This is a genomic window from Knoellia subterranea KCTC 19937 (assembly GCF_000768685.1).
In the GTDB taxonomy this organism is placed as follows: Bacteria; Actinomycetota; Actinomycetes; order Actinomycetales; family Dermatophilaceae; genus Knoellia; species Knoellia subterranea.
In genome coordinates, this window is record NZ_AVPK01000001.1 from 342,942 (window position 1) to 359,952 (window position 17,011).

Annotated in this window: 16 protein-coding genes; 7 read left to right on the forward strand and 9 right to left on the reverse strand. The window is 68.9% G+C overall.

All coding sequences use genetic code 11. The annotated features are described in order from the left end of the window. The first annotated feature begins 310 nt into the window (after positions 1 to 310). From nirB to N803_RS01645, 4 genes are read left to right on the forward strand one after another with little or no spacing between them, the layout of a single operon-like run. Entirely contained in the window at positions 311 to 2,890 is a 2,580-nt protein-coding gene (nirB, locus tag N803_RS01630) for a nitrite reductase large subunit NirB (RefSeq protein ID WP_035902019.1), read from the forward strand. Further along, the gene (gene nirD, locus N803_RS01635; RefSeq protein ID WP_052111599.1) at positions 2,887 to 3,285 is read left to right on the forward strand and encodes a nitrite reductase small subunit NirD; all 399 of its coding nucleotides are present in this window, start codon (positions 2,887 to 2,889) and stop codon (positions 3,283 to 3,285) included. Before nirB ends, nirD begins: the two co-directional genes overlap by 4 nt. After that, positions 3,282 to 4,493 (forward strand): uroporphyrinogen-III C-methyltransferase, encoded by a 1,212-nt coding sequence (cobA, locus tag N803_RS01640; RefSeq protein WP_035902022.1) that lies wholly within the window; start codon positions 3,282 to 3,284, stop codon positions 4,491 to 4,493. Before nirD ends, cobA begins: the two co-directional genes overlap by 4 nt. A gap of 43 nt (positions 4,494 to 4,536) precedes the next feature. Then, a complete protein-coding gene (locus N803_RS01645) occupies positions 4,537 to 5,625 on the forward strand; it encodes a uroporphyrinogen-III synthase (protein WP_035902636.1) in 1,089 nt (362 codons plus the stop codon). An 89-nt stretch (positions 5,626 to 5,714) separates the two neighbouring features. Here the strand turns inward: N803_RS01645 and N803_RS01650 are convergent, their stop codons facing one another. The 3 genes from N803_RS01650 to N803_RS01660 form a co-directional block, all read right to left on the reverse strand. Next, positions 5,715 to 6,725, reverse strand: coding sequence for a hypothetical protein (locus N803_RS01650; RefSeq protein WP_035902025.1), 1,011 nt, complete (start codon positions 6,723 to 6,725; stop codon positions 5,715 to 5,717). A 59-nt stretch (positions 6,726 to 6,784) separates the two neighbouring features. Then, positions 6,785 to 7,342, reverse strand: a complete 558-nt coding sequence (locus N803_RS01655) for an RNA polymerase sigma factor (protein WP_035902028.1) — start codon at positions 7,340 to 7,342, stop codon at positions 6,785 to 6,787. Positions 7,343 to 7,427: 85 nt separating this feature from the next. Continuing rightward, positions 7,428 to 8,705, reverse strand: coding sequence for a homogentisate 1,2-dioxygenase (locus N803_RS01660; protein WP_035902031.1), 1,278 nt, complete (start codon positions 8,703 to 8,705; stop codon positions 7,428 to 7,430). A 60-nt stretch (positions 8,706 to 8,765) separates the two neighbouring features. Here N803_RS01660 and N803_RS01665 point away from each other — a divergent pair, with 60 nt between their 5' ends. Together N803_RS01665 and fahA are read left to right on the forward strand one after the other, a co-directional pair. Next, entirely contained in the window at positions 8,766 to 9,623 is an 858-nt protein-coding gene (locus N803_RS01665; protein WP_035902033.1) for a hypothetical protein, read from the forward strand. Beyond that, positions 9,620 to 10,849, forward strand: coding sequence for a fumarylacetoacetase (fahA, locus tag N803_RS01670; protein WP_035902035.1), 1,230 nt, complete (start codon positions 9,620 to 9,622; stop codon positions 10,847 to 10,849). The genes N803_RS01665 and fahA overlap by 4 nt, the downstream gene beginning before the upstream one ends. 42 nt (positions 10,850 to 10,891) lie before the next feature. Here fahA and N803_RS01675 read toward each other — a convergent pair whose 3' ends face one another. From N803_RS01675 to hppD, 4 genes are all read right to left on the reverse strand, one after another. Then, positions 10,892 to 11,740: an RDD family protein gene (locus tag N803_RS01675; protein ID WP_035902037.1), complete on the reverse strand. Its 849-nt coding sequence runs from the start codon at positions 11,738 to 11,740 to the stop codon at positions 10,892 to 10,894. Between the two features lie 13 nt (positions 11,741 to 11,753). After that, complete coding sequence (locus N803_RS01680) at positions 11,754 to 12,362, reverse strand: GNAT family N-acetyltransferase (protein ID WP_035902039.1); 609 nt, start codon at positions 12,360 to 12,362, stop codon at positions 11,754 to 11,756. Positions 12,363 to 12,417: 55 nt separating this feature from the next. Then, positions 12,418 to 12,621, reverse strand: a complete 204-nt coding sequence (locus N803_RS01685) for a DUF4177 domain-containing protein (protein WP_035902043.1) — start codon at positions 12,619 to 12,621, stop codon at positions 12,418 to 12,420. Positions 12,622 to 12,745: 124 nt separating this feature from the next. Beyond that, entirely contained in the window at positions 12,746 to 13,990 is a 1,245-nt protein-coding gene (hppD, locus tag N803_RS01690; protein WP_035902045.1) for a 4-hydroxyphenylpyruvate dioxygenase, read from the reverse strand. A gap of 107 nt (positions 13,991 to 14,097) precedes the next feature. Between hppD and N803_RS01695 the strand changes: the two genes are divergently transcribed. Beyond that, complete coding sequence (locus N803_RS01695) at positions 14,098 to 14,589, forward strand: Lrp/AsnC family transcriptional regulator (protein ID WP_035902639.1); 492 nt, start codon at positions 14,098 to 14,100, stop codon at positions 14,587 to 14,589. Positions 14,590 to 14,841: 252 nt separating this feature from the next. Here the strand turns inward: N803_RS01695 and N803_RS01700 are convergent, their stop codons facing one another. Both N803_RS01700 and N803_RS01705 read right to left on the reverse strand, forming a co-directional pair. Continuing rightward, the gene (locus tag N803_RS01700) at positions 14,842 to 15,159 is read right to left on the reverse strand and encodes a hypothetical protein (RefSeq protein ID WP_035902047.1); all 318 of its coding nucleotides are present in this window, start codon (positions 15,157 to 15,159) and stop codon (positions 14,842 to 14,844) included. 27 nt (positions 15,160 to 15,186) lie between these two features. Beyond that, positions 15,187 to 16,947 carry a DEAD/DEAH box helicase gene (locus tag N803_RS01705; protein WP_035902049.1) on the reverse strand — a complete coding sequence of 587 codons (1,761 nt, stop codon included), beginning with the start codon at positions 16,945 to 16,947 and terminating at the stop codon, positions 15,187 to 15,189. Positions 16,948 to 17,011 lie beyond the last annotated feature (64 nt).

Here is a 17,011-nt window from a genome sequence, read left to right on the forward strand (position 1 = left end):
GTGAGCGCCGGCGTGCAGGCTGAAAGCCGGGTCGATGGGGGTAGGAACCTCGCTTGGCCAAGTAGCTGGTGGCGTACCTGAACGTCGTCGACAACGAGCCTCGGCGTCGCGTGAAGTGCGCTGTTCCCGCCAGCACCTGCACCCTGTCGACAACCGCGCTGACGTCGAGGGAGGCTGGAGCTGAGGTGAGGAACGGGCGTCACTGGCATGGCGACCTCACCGTGACGACGCGCCCCGTGAGAGAACCGTTTTACGCGCGGGAAACACGAGGACGACAGTCCCGAAACGGCCGGTGCCTAGCGTCGCCGACATGCTTCAGGAACAGTCCCCCCAGCACCTCGTCGTGGTCGGCGGCGGCATGGTCGCCCGCCGACTCATCGATGCCCTTCGGGCGCGCGACGAGGCGGGTCAGTGGTCGGTCACGCTCCTCTGCGAGGAGCCGCGGGCTCCCTATGACCGGGTCGCCCTCACGTCGTACTTCACCGGGCGCCACCCCGAAGACCTTGCCCTCGGCGGCCAGGACATCTGGGACGACCCACTCGTCACGTTGAAACGTGGCGTGAAGGCCGACAGCATCGACCGTGCGGCGCGCACCGTCACCACGAACGGTGGTGCCGTCCTTCCTTACGACGCGCTCGTCCTCGCAACCGGTTCGTATGCCGCCGTCCCCCCAGTTCCCGGGAAGGACCTTCGGGGCGCCTTCGTCTATCGCACGATCGACGACGTCGCCGACCTCCGCGCCTGGGTGGAGAAGCGCCGCGACGAGCTGGACCGCCCGGTGCGTGGCGCCGTCGTCGGTGGCGGCCTCCTTGGTCTTGAGGCAGCCGGTGCCTTGCGCGCCCTCGAGGTCGAGACCACGGTGGTCGAGTTCGCGCAGCGCCTCATGCCGCTGCAGGTCGACGATGGCGGCGGTGCCGCACTCAAGCGACTCATCGAAAGCCTCGGCGTCAGCGTGCGCGCGTCGACTGCCACCTCACGCATCGTGGGTGACCGCGGCGTCGTCTCGAAGATGGAGTTCAGCGAGGGTGAACCCCTCGACGTCGACGTCGTGATCTTTGCCGTGGGTGTCCGCCCGCGTGACGAGCTGGCTCGCGACTGCGGTCTGGACGTGGGTGAACGGGGTGGAGTTGTCGTCGACGACGCCTGTGCCACAACCGATCCCGCGATCTGGGCAATCGGCGAAGTCGCCAACATCGGCGGCCGCTGCCTCGGCCTGGTTGCCCCCGGCTACACGATGGCCGAGATCGTGGCCGATCGGTTGCTCGGCGGCGGCGGAACCTTCCCCGGTGCCGACCTGTCGACAAAGCTCAAGCTTCTCGGGGTCGACGTTGCGAGCTTCGGCGACGCGTTCGCCGAGGAGCCAGGCGGCCTCGAGGTCGTCATCTCCGACCCCGTCGCGGGCGTCTACAAGAAGCTCGTCATGAGCGACGACGCCCGAACGCTGAGGGGAGGAATCCTCGTCGGTGACGCCACGGCATACGCCGCCCTCCGACCGATGGTGGGCCGTGAGCTGGGAGGGGACCCCGCGGCATACCTTCTCGGTCCGGACACAGCGGGGAGCGCTCCGGGTCTTGACCTCCCGGAGGACGCGACGGTCTGTTCGTGCAACAACGTCACCGCGGGCGAGATCCGCTGCTCGGTCACCGAGGGTGGCTGCACCGACCTCGCGGGAGTCAAGGCCTGCACGAAGGCCGGGACGAGCTGCGGCTCGTGCCTCCCCCTCGTCAAGAAGCTCGTGACCACGGAGCTCGAGAAGTCCGGCGTCGAGGTGAGCAGCGCACTGTGCGAACACTTCGACCTCTCGCGGGCTCAGCTGTTCGACGTCGTCCGCGTGCAGGGCCTCACGACGTTCAGCGAGATCATTGCCACCCACGGGCGCGGTCGCGGCTGCGACATCTGCAAGCCCGTCATCGGCTCGATCCTCGCCTCCCTCGGCACGGGTCACATCCTCGAGGGCGAGCGAGCGAGCCTGCAGGACACCAACGACCACGTCATGGCCAACCTCCAGAAGGACGGCTCGTACTCGGTCGTTCCGCGCATCCCCGGCGGCGAGATCACCCCCGAGGGACTCATCGCGATCGGCGAGGTGGCCAAGGAGTTCGGGCTGTATACGAAGATTACGGGCGGCCAGCGGATCGACCTCTTCGGTGCACGCATCGACCAGCTCCCGGCTGTGTGGAAACGGTTGGTGGACAACGGTTTTGAGTCCGGACATGCCTACGGAAAGTCGCTGCGGACGGTGAAGTCCTGCGTCGGCTCGACGTGGTGCCGCTACGGCGTACAGGACTCCGTCGGGCTCGCCATCGCGCTCGAACTCCGTTATCGCGGACTGCGCAGCCCGCACAAGCTCAAGCTCGGTGTCTCGGGCTGCGCGCGCGAGTGCGCCGAGGCACGCGGCAAGGACGTCGGGGTCATCGCGACCGACAACGGATGGAACCTCTACGTCGGCGGCAACGGCGGCTTCACCCCGCGCCACGCACAGCTCCTCGCCGAGGACCTCGACACCGACACCCTCGTCCGCACGATCGACCGGTTCCTCATGTACTACGTCCGAACCGCCGACCGCCTCCAGCGCACGGCCGCCTGGGTCGAGGACCACGAGGGCGGTCTCGACGCGATCCGCGCCGTCGTCCTCGAGGACTCGCTCGGGATCGCCGCGGACCTCGACGCGGCGGTGGCCGTCCACGTGGACTCCTATGAGGACGAGTGGGCTGCTGTCCTCTCCGACCCGGAGAAGCTGCGCCGCTTCGGCTCCTTCGTCAACGCCCCGGACGTTGCCGACGACTCGTTCGGCTACGTCGCCGAACGGGGCCAACCTCGACCCGCCACCCCGGAGGAGCGCGCCGGTGGCGTCCTCATCGCGGGAACCACCCTGGAGGTGCGCCGATGAGCATCCGTGTCGCAACCGATCAGTCCACGGAAGGCCTCGCCACAGCGCACTCCGAGTGGATCGGCGTGTGCAGCCTCGACGATCTGGCCCCAGAGCGTGGTGCCGCAGCACTGGTCGGCGGTGTGCAGCTCGCGCTGTTCCGCACCTTCGACGACAGCGTGTATGCCGTCCAGCAGCGTGATCCTTTCAGCGGCGCCTTCGTGATGTCGCGAGGAATCGTCGGAACCCGTGGCGCGGCTCCGACAGTCGCCTCGCCGATGTACAAGCAGGTCTTCGACCTGCGGACGGGCGAGTGCCTCGACGCCGTCGGCAAGGAGCCTGTGCCACTCGCCGTGTGGCCGGTGGAGGTGCGCGGCGGGGTGGTCTTCGTCGCCCGACCCGAGGTCGGGACGTGACGACTCTGCTCGGCGTGGACCTCGTCGGCCGCGAGGTTCTTGTCGCGGGCGGCGGCCCGGTTGCTGCGTCGAAGGCCCGGGCCCTCGTCGACGACGGGGCAGTCCTCCACGTCGTCACCCCGATGGTCTGCGAGGACATGCTCGACCTGTGCGATTTGCCTGCCGTGACGTGGACCCAACGCGAGGTGACGCTCGAGGACGTGACCGGGTCATGGTTCGTCGTCGCCGCGACCGGCGACACCTCGGTGGACCAGGCCCTGTGCGAGCGGGCGACCCTGCAGCGCATCTTCAGCGTGTGCGCGGGTGTCGCGAGCCACGGAACGGCGCGTAATCCCGCGATCACCGAGCACGCTGGACTCCGGATCGGAGTCGTCTCGACAGGTCAGCCGGACCCGGCAAGGACTGTCGCGGTCCGCAACGCCGTCGCCGTGCACCTGGAGACGGCCGATCTCGACCTGCGACACCGCCGCGCCGTTCCTGCAAGGCCCGGTCGCGTGGTCCTCGTCGGCGGCGGCCCGGGCGCGAGCGACCTCATCACGGTGCGTGGGCGACGCGCTCTCGCCGAGGCGGATGTCGTGGTGGCGGACCGGCTCGGCCCGACCGACCTACTGCGGACCCTCACGTCGTCCGTCGAGGTCATCGACGTCGGCAAGAGCCCCGGCCGGCACCCCATCCCGCAGCCGGAGATCAACCGCATCCTCGTCGAGCACGCTCGCCGCGGCCGCACCGTCGTGCGACTCAAGGGTGGCGACCCCTTCGTCTACGGACGCGGCGGCGAAGAGGTCATCGCCTGCCGCGAGGCAGGTGTGTTCGTCGAGGTGATCCCCGGCGTGAGTTCGGCGTTCAGCGCTCCGGGGGCGGCCGGCATACCCCTCACTCACCGCGGAACGGTCGGTGCTGTGCAGCTGGTCCATGGCCACGAACCCATCGACCCGCACCTCATCGGCGCGGTTGCGGCGGAGACCACGACTCTCGTCGTCCTCATGGGTGTTGCGCTGCTCGCGGACCACGTGGCCGACCTGCTCGCCGCGGGCTCACCCGCTGACCTGCCCGTCGCGATCGTCGAGGAGGCCACGACGCAGCGGCAGCGCGTGACGCGGGGGACGCTGTCCTCGATCGTTGGCGTCGCTCGCACGGCCGAGGTGCGTTCGCCCGCCGTCATCGTCGTCGGGCGCGTCGCCGACCCGGCCCTGCTCGCGGGAGGATGAACGCGTGAGCGCAGTTCGCACTCCCCCGGCCCTCAGCCAGGTCATGACCGGTTGCGTCGTCCTCGTCACGGCCGACCGGCGATCCGGCGAGCTCGCGTCCGCGCTGGCCCGTCGCGGCGCGACGGTCCGACATGCCCCGGCCCTGACGATCGTGCCGCACGAGCACGACGAGGAACTGCTCGTCGCGACGAAGGAACTGGTCGCGAGTCCACCGGACGTCGTCGTCATCACGACCGGAATCGGGCTCCGCGGTTGGATCGAGGCAGCAGATGCGGCCGGCCACGCCGACGACCTCCTCGGTGTCCTCGGAGGAGCGCGCATCATCGCCCGCGGACCGAAGGCGCGAGGCGCCATCCAGGCAGCAGGACTCACCGCCGACTGGGTCGCCGAGTCCGAGACGTCCGCCGAGATCCTTGAGCTCCTCCTCGACGAGGGGGTCGCTGGCCTGCGCATCGCGGTCCAGCACCACGGCGCAGGAGCGGACGGTCTCGACACGGAGCTCGCGGCTGCAGGCGCCGACGTGGCGAGCCTCGTCGTGTATCGCTGGGGACCGACTCCGGATCCCGCGGCGCTGGCCGAGTCGGTGCGTGACGCTGCGGCGGGTGAGATCGACGCCGTCGTGTTCACGTCGGCACCGGGCGCGCACGCCTGGCTGGCCGCCGCCGACGCGGAGGGCGTGACCGACGGGATCGTGGCACGGTGCGCTTCCGGGTGCCTCGTGGCTGCTGCCGTCGGGCCGGTCACGGCGATCCCCCTGCGGGACAAGGGCATTGAGTCAATCGTCCCGGACCGCGGCCGACTCGGGGCACTCGTGAGGCGGCTGGTCCACCACTACGAGGTGGCCCAGTCCACCGCCATCGTCACGTCGAGCGGTCACCTGCAGGTGCGACGCACCGTGGCCCTGCTCGATGGGCACGTCCTCCCGCTGTCACCGAGTGGACTCGAGGTCCTGCGACTTCTCGTCGAGGCGCGGGGAGAGGTGGTCACGCGCACGGACGTGCTCGCCGTTCTACCCGGTGACTCGACCGACCCCCACGCCGCAGAGGTCGCCATCGGACGACTGCGGGACGTCGGGGGTCGAGGTCTCATCCAGACCGTCGTCAAGCGCGGCTACCGCCTCGCTCTGGCCTGACAAGCAGCGTTCGGTCCGTGAGTGGTGACCGACCCACTGATGGTGAGTTGGGGTAGTGCGCTGGCACTACCCCAACTCACCATCAGTCTCTACTTCGGACCGCGGAGGAAGATCTGGATGCTTCCACCCGCCTGGACGTCAACAGTCGTGCACTTGAGGGTCTTGTCCTCGACGGCACTTGTCGGCCAGTGGTGGAACTTTCCGAGTGCCTTCGTGGCGACCGCCTCGGCCTCCGACAGGGACACGCATTTCTCGGCGATGCCTTCGCGCAGGACGTCGGATATCTGGTGTGTGTAGCCACCATGTCCTGAGGGCCTCGACGGGTCCCCGGGCATCTCGAAGATGATCACCTCGCCGGTGCCCGGGTCATGGTCCATGGCGGCGCATGAGTCGCCGTCTTCGATGGGCTGCTCGATGACCTTGATGCCCGTGAGGCCAAGGCGTTTCATCTCCTTGGCGACGAACTCGGAGGCCTCCTCACCAGTGAAGCAGCGGCTGTTGCCGCCGTCGACGTAGTCACCGAGAGTGGCCCGGAGGATCGTGGGGGCATCGGCGTTCGGCTTCACCGTGGGAGCCGGATCCGCTGACGGCGGCACCGCCTTCTTGGGTGTCACGTAGGTCATGCCGCCGTGGGTGAAAGCGACGGGGTCCGCGATCGGCGGTTTGCCCGCCATCTCCTGGTACTTCTGGCAGTCGGCGATCGGGTCGGCGCTGAGCTCTGGTCCGCCTGTGCTGCCCTTGGCAGCGTCGGGCGACTGCGGATCGACCCAGACGCTGAGGCAGGTGACCCCGCCGTCGGTGCCGCCGCCCTTCCACGTCGCGGGAACGTTGTTGAAGACCTCGAAACCATTCAGACCGGCGTATGCCGTCCCGCCGCCGAGGAGGGCGAGCGCCAGTCCCCCTGCGACCAGCGTTCGCCTGCCCCGGCGCTTCGTCGTACCCGCCTGCTCTCGTGCGGTCATCGTGATCCCCTCTCGCAAGGCCGTGAAGGCCCGGTCGTCAGTGCGAGTGAGGTCGGCGCGGGTCGCGGGGTCGGCGGCCCGAAGTGCGTCCATGACGTCGGCGCCCCTCCGCCCCGTGTCGTTTCCCGTGGTGTTCATCGTGCCTCCTCTGCACTGATACGCGCTGGTGTGCGTACATCAGGGACATGTCCAGCTGTTCAATTGCGTTGCACTGCAGCGGAACTCAGCTCTCGAGCAGGGTCCTCCGCGAGCTCGCCCATGAGCTTCTCGAGGCGCTTGCGTGCTCGGTGGAGGCGCACTCGAACCGTCGCGCGGCTGCGGCCCATGACGACGGCGATCTCGTCCCGCGCCAGTTCCTCCCAGGCGACGAGTCGCAGGAGCTCGCGGTCGTCGTCCGGCAGTCGCCGCATGGCCCGGAGCACCGGCGCCTCTTCGCCCGCATCGGCGAGCTCGAATGCCGGCACGACCTCCTCGACGAGGTGATCCCTCAGCCGGTCGGCCAACGCGACGCGGCGACGCTCGCCGCGGTGATGGTTCGCAAGCACCTTCCGCGCGACCCCGAAGAGCCACGGCCGGGCCTCGTCACCCTGCGGCACGTCGTCGAGACGGCGCCACGCCACGAGGTACGTCTCGGCGACCACATCGGCAGCGTCCGCCGGGTCGACGACTCGGCGGACGGCATACGCGAGCAGTGGAAGTCGCGTGCGCTCGAAAAGTGCGGTGAAACGCTCCTCCGGTGACGGCGGAGATGGCATGTCGTGTCCCCCGGTCAGGTGCTCCTGACACAGACGTGTCCGGCACCACCCGAAGCGTTACACGGCAACGGAGCGCACCGCGCGATCAGCCGATGCTGAAGTCCGAACCCTCGCGGGTGCGGCCACCGCTCCACGACAGGTGGTACTTGCCGTCGTCGCACGCTCGCCCACCCTCGCCCAGGTCGAGCGGGCGGAACGTGTCGACCATGACGGCGAGCTCGTCGAAGTACTCGACGCCGATCGACGCCTCGGCCGCACCGGGCTGAGGACCGTGCGCGTGCCCGCCCGGGTGCAGCGAGATCGAGCCCTGCTTGATGCCCGAACCCTTGCGCGCCTCGTAGTCGCCCTCGACGTAGAACATGACCTCGTCGGAGTCGACGTTCGAGTGGTAGTAGGGCACCGGCACCGACAGGGGGTGGTAGTCGACCTTGCGCGGCACGAAGTTGCAGACGACGAAGTTCCAGCCCTCGAAGACCTGGTGCACGGGCGGCGGCTGGTGCACGCGTCCGGTGATGGGTTCGTAGTCGCGGACGTTGAAGACGTAGGGGTAGAGGCAGCCGTCCCAGCCGACGACGTCGAGGGGGTGGAAGGGCAGCGTGTGGATCGTGCCGACGATGCCGCCGCTGCTCGCCGGGCCCGAGCCGCGGTGCTTGATGTAGACGTCGGTCTGCTCGTCGGCCCTGTCACCGATGTCCTCGGCGAGGAGTGGCCCTTCGGGCATGCGCAGGTCGCGCTCGCAGTAGGGAGCGTGCTCGAGGAACTGGCCGTACTTGCTCAGGTAGCGCTTCGGTGGCGCGATGTGGCTGTTGCCCTCGATGGCATAGGCGCGCAACGGGTTCTTGGTCGAGCGCTTGGGGATCCAGCGGTGCGTCGTCGCCCTCGGGATGATGATGTAGTCGCCCTGCGCGACCTCGAACGCACCGAACACGGTCTCGACGCGAGCCGCGCCACGCTCGATGTAGACGCACTCGTCGCCGATGCCGTTGCGGTACCACGGGCTGGGTGCGCCGGCCACCGCGTAGGAGATGCGCACGTCACCGTTGCCGAGCAGGAGCCGTCGCCCGGTCACGACGTCCGTGTCCTTGATCGCCTTGGCGCTGTCGAAGAGCGCGTGCGGTTGGAGGTGCAGCGGCTTGAGTGGGTGGTTGGGCGTCGTGGAGAGGTCACCGATGTCCCACACCTGGGCATCGACGATCGTCGAGGGCACGTTGCGGTGGTAGAGCAGCGAGGAGTCCGACGAGAAGCCCTCCTCACCCATGAGCTCCTCGTAGTAGAGCTCGCCGGTCTTCCCTCGCCCGGCCGGTCGCCGGTGCTGCGTGTGCCGCTTGGGCGGGATGCTGCCCATCGACTGGTAGTGCGCCACTTGCTCTCCACCTCACTGTGGTTGAAATCTCGGTGGGGCCAGCCTAGTAGCGTGTCCGGCATGTCAACGGCGCCCACCGCCCTGCTCGCAGGGCTCATCGACGATGCCGCTGTCTTCCCTCCCGGGAACGCACCACTCGACGTGGCGGTCGCCCGCCATCGCGGTCACCGAACTGCGGCGTATGCCGGCCTCATCGGTCCGTTGCTCGTGCCGGTTGCTGACGTGGAGACACTCGTGGCCGAGGCAGCTGGTGGAACCGAGCCGCTGCGCGTCGGCCTCATCGCCCGCCCGGGCATCGACCCCGCGGAGGTGGCCGCCGCGGTGGCGCGACTGCGCGACGAACCGAGGGTCGAGGTCGTCGGGGTCGAGATGGGCTGGTTCCCCGGCTGGCGCAACCTCCCCGTGGATGGGCTCCCCCTGACGCTCGAGGTGCCCCGTGGAGCCGACCGGGATCGGGCGCTCGAGGACATCCGCGCTGCCGGCGACTCCGGCGGTCGCACGGTCCAGGCCAAGTTCCGCACCGGCGCCACCCCGACGTGGCAGTGGCCCGACGAGGCCGAGCTGGCCGAGTTCGTCCACGATGCCGCACGTCTGGGCGTGCCCTTCAAGCTGACCGGCGGCCTGCACCACGCGGTCCGCGCCGAGCACGACGGCGATCCGCAACACGGCCTGCTCAACGTGCTGCTCGCCGTCCACTCGGCCACACGTGACGGGGCCGTGATGGCAGTGGAATCCCTTCTGGCACGGCGCGATTCACGCCTTCTCGCGGATGCGGTGGACAACCTCACCGACGACGACGCAAGGCGCGTGCGCAGTCTCTTCACGGCATACGGCTGCTGTGAAGTGACCGACCCGATCGGCGAGCTCGACGACCTCGGGCTGCTCGACCTGAACAACGACGAGGAGAACCCTTCATGACTTGGCTCGACCTGCCCGCCGACCACCCCTTCGGCATCAGCAACCTCCCCTACGGCGTCTTCTCGACCGACGGGTCGGAGCCGCGCGTCGGCACGCGCATCGGTGATCACGTGCTCGATCTCGCGGCGTGTGCCGAACAGGCCGGCATGGAGTCACACGAGGTCTGGCACCGGGCCTCCCTCAACGCCTTCCTCGCGCAGGGTCGACCGGCCTGGACCGCGGCCCGCGCCTGGATCATCGATGTCCTCACCAATCCGGCACGGCGCGACTGCGTCGAGCCGCACCTCATCCCCGTCGCCGACGTGAAGATGCACCTACCCATCGCGGTGGCCGACTACGTCGACTTCTATGCGAGCGAGCACCACGCGACGAACGTCGGTCGCCTCTTCCGGCCCGACACCGAGCCACTCACCCCGAACTGGAAGCACCTCCCCATCGGCTACCACGGCCGCTCCGGCACGGTCGTCGTGTCCGGCACCGACATCGTCCGGCCGAGTGGCCAGCGCAAGGCCCCGACCGACGCGGCGCCGACGTTCGGACCGAGCGTGCGCCTCGACATCGAGGCCGAGCTCGGGTTCATCGTCGGCGGCGCCACAGAGCTGGGTTCGCCTGTCTCCCTTGCGGATTCGGACGACCACATCTTTGGCGCGGTGCTGCTCAACGACTGGAGCTCACGCGACCTGCAGGCATGGGAGTACGTCCCGCTCGGCCCCTTCCTCGGGAAGTCGTTCGCCACGACGATCTCTCCGTGGGTCGTGACCAGCGAGGCCCTGCGGGCGGCCCGGGTGCCCCTTCCCGGCCAGACCGACCCCACTCCCCTGCCTTACCTCCAGGGTGAGGCGACCGCGGACGGTGCGTCTACGGCATACGGGCTGGACATCACCTACGAGGTCGAGTGGAACGGCACCGTCGTCGCACACCCGCCCTACGCGGCCATGTACTGGTCGCCGGCGCAGATGCTGACCCACATGACCGTCAACGGGGCAACGCTGCGCGACGGTGACCTCTACGGATCCGGAACCATCTCCGGTCCCGAGAAGGGCCAGCGTGGATCATTCCTCGAGCTGTCCTGGGGCGGCAAGGAGCCGGTCACGCTGAACGACGGCTCGACGCGATCGTTCCTCGAGGACGGCGACACCGTCGTGCTGCGCGCGACGGCGCCGGGCGCTGACGGCACGACGATCTCGTTCGGTGAGTGCGTGGGGACGATCCGCCCCGCGCGCTGACCGGCGGGACCACGCCGGACCGCGCCGGACCGCCCTGGCGCGTCAGCGCTGGGCGCGGCCCTTGATGACGATCGTCTTGGCCACCTTGTCGTGCAGCGCCTGGCGCCTGTCGTCGGCGAGTGGCCAGACGAGGTCCAAGATCACGGCGATCGTGCCGAAGAGGGAGAGCACCGGGACGTTGCCGAGCGCCTGAACGACGGCCTGGAAGCCCGCCCGTCGCACTGCGGTGTCCGTGTCGAGCGGACCCGGGCGGTCGAGTCGGCGGACGCTGATGCCCACCATGAGTTTGCCCGGCGTCGCACCCCACCGCGTCAGGCAGAGCACCTGGTAGCCCAGCAGGATGAGCAGCTGGATGCCGAGGAAGGCGGCCAGCCAGCCGAGGCGCGCCTCGGCGATCGCCGCACTCATCTCGTCGACGTTGCCCGACGCCATGGCCGAGTCGAAACGGTCGAGCACCGGCGAAATCGCCTGCCAGAGGAAGTAGCCACCGAAGATCAGGGACAGGAACGCGACGACGATCGAATCGACGATGTAGGCCACAACCCGCAGGCCGTATGGAGCCAGGGCGACCTGGCCCGGCAGCCCGGGAGTGTGCGCCGGCTGTCCGTAGGGGTTCTGGTGCTGGTGCGGGTTCTGGTGCGGGCTCCGCTCGTACGGGTTCTGCTGCGGCGGCTGCTGTCCGGGCCACGACGCCGGTGGCGAGGGTGCGGCCGGGGGCGCCGACGGTGCAGCCGCAGCCGAACCGTGCTCGGCAGGCGTCGAGGCGGGCTGCTGCATCGGACGCTTGCGCAGCGGCGTGGTGTTCGCCGTCCACAGGATGCCGTCGAAGTAGCGCAACTCCTCGGGGTTGTCGGGGTTTTCGTACCACCCGGGGCTGCTCGGCGTGCTCATGCCTCGCAGGATGTCACACGAGGTTGAGACGCATGACGACGCGTCGCTTCGTCGGCCGGGTGACGACGTCGAAGCCCGCGTCGGCAAAGACCGGCTCCAAGCCGACGAACAACTCACCGGTGATCGCGCCCTGTGCGCTGGCCATGGGATAGCCCTCGATCGCCGTCGCCCCGCGAGCCCGCGCGTGCTCCACCGCGGCGGCGAGCAGGGCCCGGCTCACGCCGCGCTTGCGGTGCCCGACGCGCGCGACGAAACAGGTCACCGCCCAGACGCTCGGATCCTCGCGGTTCTCGTCGCGCCCCTCCCAGGGAACCTTTCCGTTCCGCACCATGGAGGTGTATGCCGTCCGCGGCTCGACCGCGATCCAGCCCACCGGGTCGTCGCCGTTGTACGCGACGAGCCCGGTCGTCGCGCGGGCTCTGGGGTGGCCGCACCGTGACTGCTCCTCCAAGCGGGCCCGCAGTTCATCGATGCCCACGCGCCCGAGCGACTCCTTCGGGGCCAGCTTGAACCACTGGCACTGACAGCCGTGCGCGTCCCCGCGCCCTCCGAAGACTGTCTGGATGTCGTCGAAGGGCACGGCGTTGGCCGGCTTGACGACGTAGTCCGGCCGGTCGTTCACAGTGAACCCCAGGCCGACTGGCGGTGCCAGGCCTTCGGGAGTATGACGACAGGCCTCACCCCACGGGGCGCTCAAAGGTCACGAGGACACCCTCGACGCCGCCCGGACCAATGCGACCTCTCACCTCGACCGAGGTGATCTGCTTGAGTTGCCACCCCTTCGAGGCCCACTCGTTGAGCGTCGACTCGAGTTTGCCGGCGGACATCTTGCCGCCGATGAGCCCTTCACGGATCTGCACGACCTTGTACTCGTATGCCATGCACTCGAGCCTAGGCCTGCATCCCCGCCAGTGAAGTGAAACGGCTCGCGAGCCGGGTGTCGCGTCCCGAGCCGCGTCGAAGCGGCTCGGGATGGAGCACCCGGCTCGCGAGCCGGATCTGTGATCAGAGGTTGCCGCGCTTGTCCTGCTCGCGCTCGATGGACTCGAACAGGGCCTTGAAGTTGCCCTTGCCGAAGCCGAGCGAACCGTGGCGCTCGATGATCTCGAAGAAGACCGTCGGGCGGTCGCCGAGCGGCTTGGTGAAGATCTGCAGGAGGTAGCCGTCCTCGTCACGGTCGACGAGGATCTTGCGCTTCTTCAGCTCCTCGATCGGCACGCGGACCTCGCCGATGCGCTCGCGCATCTCGGGGTCATCGTAGTAGGCGTCGGGGGTGTCGAGGAATTCCACGCCCTCGGCGCGCAGGGCGTCGACAGTGTTGAGGATGTCGTTCGTCGCGAGCGCGAGGTGCTGGGCGCCCGGGCCGTTGTAGAACTCGAGGTACTCGTCGATCTGGCTCTTCTTCTTCGCGATCGCCGGCTCGTTGAGCGGGAACTTCACGCGGTGGTTGCCGTTGGCGACGACCTTGGACATGAGCGCGGAGTAGTCGGTGGCGATGTCGTCACCGATGAACTCGGCCATGTTCACGAAGCCCATGACGCGGTTGTAGAAGGCGACCCACTCGTCCATCTTGCCGAGCTCGACGTTGCCGACGATGTGGTCGAGAGCCTGGAAGAGACGCTTCGGGGCGCCGTCGCGCTTGACGAAGGTCGACGTGCGGGCGACGTACCCCGGGAGGTACGGGCCGGCATACGTCTCGCCGTCGATGGTGCGCTGCACGAGCGTGTGGCGGGTCTCTCCGTAGGTCGCGATGGCACCGATGCGGACCGAACCGAACTCGTCGGACACGGTCTCGGGCTCCTGCACGACGGTCGCGCCGGCGGCCTTGGCCTGGGCGATGCACTTGTCGACGTCGGGCACCTCGAGCGAGATGTCGACGACACCGTCACCGTGCTTGGCCTGGTGGGCGATGAGCGGGCTGTCGGGCATGACGGCGCCCTTGAGGACGAAGCGGATCGAGCCGGACTTGAGGACGAAGGCCTTGTGGTCGCGGTTGCCGTTCTCGGGGCCCGAGTAGCCGACGAGCTCCATGCCCCAGACGTTCTGGTAGTACTGCGCGGCCTGCGTCGCGTTGCCGACGACGAAGACGATCGCGTCCCATCCGGTCACGGGGAACGGGTCCTTGGTCTCGTCGTAGTCGACGAGGCCGACAAGGCGCTTGAGCTCCTGGATGTTGAGGTCCGCGGCGCGTTCCTGCTCGGTGAGGTCGATGTGGGTGTCCTGCGGCGTTGCAGTCGTCGTATCGGTCATGTGTGCAGGCTGTCGGATTCGCGCAGGATGTGCAACGGTATGCCGCCGCGCTGCACAGTCTGTGCACCGTGTTGCCTTGGGTGCGGGTCGAGGTCAACACTGTGTCCATGATTCGCCCCGACGGCATCGACGCCCTGGACGCTCGCCTCATCGCGCTCTTCACGGAGAACCCGACGGTGGGGGTGCTCGGGGCCTCGCGCCGTCTCGGGGTGGCGCGAGGCACGGTGCAGGCGCGGCTCGACCGCTTGCAGGCGCGCGGGATCATCGCGTCGATGGGGCCGCAGGTCGACCCGGCTGCCCTCGGCTATCCGGTGACGGCGTTCTGCACTCTGGAGATCCGGCAGCGCCAGGGGCATGAGCCCGTGGTCGCGCACCTCTCTGCCATCCCGGAGGTCCTCGAGATCCACTCGACAACCGGCGTCGGCGATCTCATCGTGCGCGTCGTCGCCCGCGACAACGCCGACCTCGGCCGCGTCATCGACGAGATCATCGACGACGTCCACGTGCTGCGGGCGAACACGTCGATGTGCCTCGTGACGCACCTCGACCACCGGACCGGACCGCTCGTCCAGGCGACAGCGGACCGCGCCGCGACCTGATCGGCCCGAGCGGGCGCCTCGCTGGCGCTGGGGTCAGCCAGCCACTGCGCCGGCGGCCATGAACGCCGCCCACACACGGCTCCGAGGATGTTCAGAGGGACGGCCACCAGCCAGGCCCACTGGCCTGTCTGGAACGCACCCACCGTGAAGGAAGAGCCGATGATGACGGCGAAGATCACCAGAAACACCTGTCTGATGGCGATCTGATCTCGAGGATGTTGGCGGCCACAGCGTGGGTCTCCTGGACGCGGATCAGAACGAAAGCAGGCAGCCGACGATGCCGCCCACCATGAGCGCTGCCGGCAGCAACATGGGCTTGGTCGGCGTCAGGTCGACGTGGGTCCCCGGAGCCGACCGGAAGTGCCTGCCGAGCATGACGACCCAGGCGCCGAGCCACCCGACTGCGGCCACGGCAGCCCAGGCAACCATGGCCCATTTCTGTGGCCGGGTCATGAAGCCCATGGTGCCGAACATCAGCGGGCCGAACCAGAAGCCGCACATACCGACGACAAAACGGAACCCGAAGATGTTGTCGTTCCAGGCGCTACGCCAGAAGTCACGGATCCTCACCTCGCCCCCCCCCTCCCTGACCGGCGCTCAGCGGCGGCCGACGAACCAGTTGCGGACCTTCTCGATGCGCGCCGTCACCTGCTCGGAGGAGGCCGCCGCGAGTTCCGGTCCGCCACAGGCCCGCCGGAGTTCCATGTGCACGTTCGCGTGCGGCGCCCCGGTCTTCTTGGCATACGCCGCGACGAGCTTGTTGAGCTCCTTGCGCTGGGCGGCGAGGGCACGGTGCGCGGACACCGGAGCATCGGCTTCGCGCGAGCGGCGCCCCGTCGCCTTGGACTGCTTCGCCTGACGCTCGTGGAGCAGCGCCGACACTTGCTCGGGCTCGAGCAGCCCGGGCAGACCGAGGTAGTCCTGCTCCTCCGCGGAGCCCACGTCGGCATGCAACCCGAACTGCTGTGCGTCGAAGAGGACGTGGTCGAAGTGGGCATCGGACTCGAGCGCCTCGAACGACTCCTCCTCCAGCCCCACCGTCTTCTCGGTGCGGTTCGCCGCCGCGATCATGCCTTCCTCCTCGGCCCACATCGAGGCCTCGGATTCCGGGTCGGTCTTGCGGTTGAGGGCGTGGTCGCGTTCGACCTCCATCGTGGCCGCGTGCTCGAGGATGACCGGCACCGACGGGAGGAAGACCGACGCCGTCTCACCACGCTTCCTGGCACGCACGAAGCGCCCGACCGCCTGCGCGAAGAACAGCGGCGTCGACGTCGACGTCGCATACACACCGACACACAGTCGCGGAACGTCGACACCCTCGGACACCATGCGCACCGCGACCATCCACCGCGAGTCGCCCGCCGCGAACTCCTCGATCCGGGCGCTCGACCCGGCGTCATCCGACAGGATGACCGCCGGCTTCTCACCCGTCAACGACTCCAGGATGCGCGCATACGCCCTCGCCACGGTCTTGTTCGTCGCGATCACGAGCGCGCCGGCATCGGGCACGTGTCGCCGCACCTCGGTGAGGCGCTTGTCGGCGGCAGCCAACACGGACGGGATCCACTCCCCCTTGGGGTCGAGTGCGGTCCGCCAGGCCTGGGCCATCTGGTCCTTGGTGAGCGGCTCCCCCAGTCGCGCAGCGATCTCGTCGCCGGCCTTGGTGCGCCACCTCATCGCGCCGCCATAGGCGAGGAAGAGCACTGGTCGGACGACAGCGTCACGCAACGCGGCGGCATACCCGTAGGTGTAGTCCGCAGCGGACCGCAGGACGCCGGCCTCGTCGAGCTCGTAGCGCACGAAGGGAATCGGATTCGTGTCCGACCGGAAGGGCGTCCCCGTGAGGGACAGTCGCCGCGTCGCGGCGGAAAAGGCTTCGCGTATGCCGTCCCCCCAGCTGCGTGCGTCGCCGCCGTGGTGGATCTCGTCGAGGATCACGAGGGTCGGGGTGTCCTCCGTGCGGCGGCGGTGCAGGTCCGGGCGGGAGGCGACCTGCGCATAGGTCAGCGCCACCCCGTCGTACTCGTCGGAGTGCACCGCCGAGGAGTTGGAGAACTTCGGGTCGAGCTGGATGCCCACGCGCGCTGCGGCTTCGGACCACTGGACCTTGAGGTGCTCGGTCGGGGCGATGACCGTGATGGCCCGGACCTCACCGCGCTGGAGCAGTTCGGCGGCGATGCGCAGGGCGAACGTCGTCTTGCCGGCACCGGGCGTCGCGACGGCGAGGAAGTCCTTCGCGTCGGACTCGAGATAGGCGGTGAGCGCCTCCTGTTGCCAAGCGCGGAGCTTGGCTGCGGTACCCCACGCGGCCCGCTCCGGGAAGGCGGGACTGAGGTGGGAAGCGGCTGAGGTACTCATCGGCTCGCCAAGGTTAACGAGGTTCGCGAGACGACATGCCGAGGCCCCCGCCTGCTGGACGGGG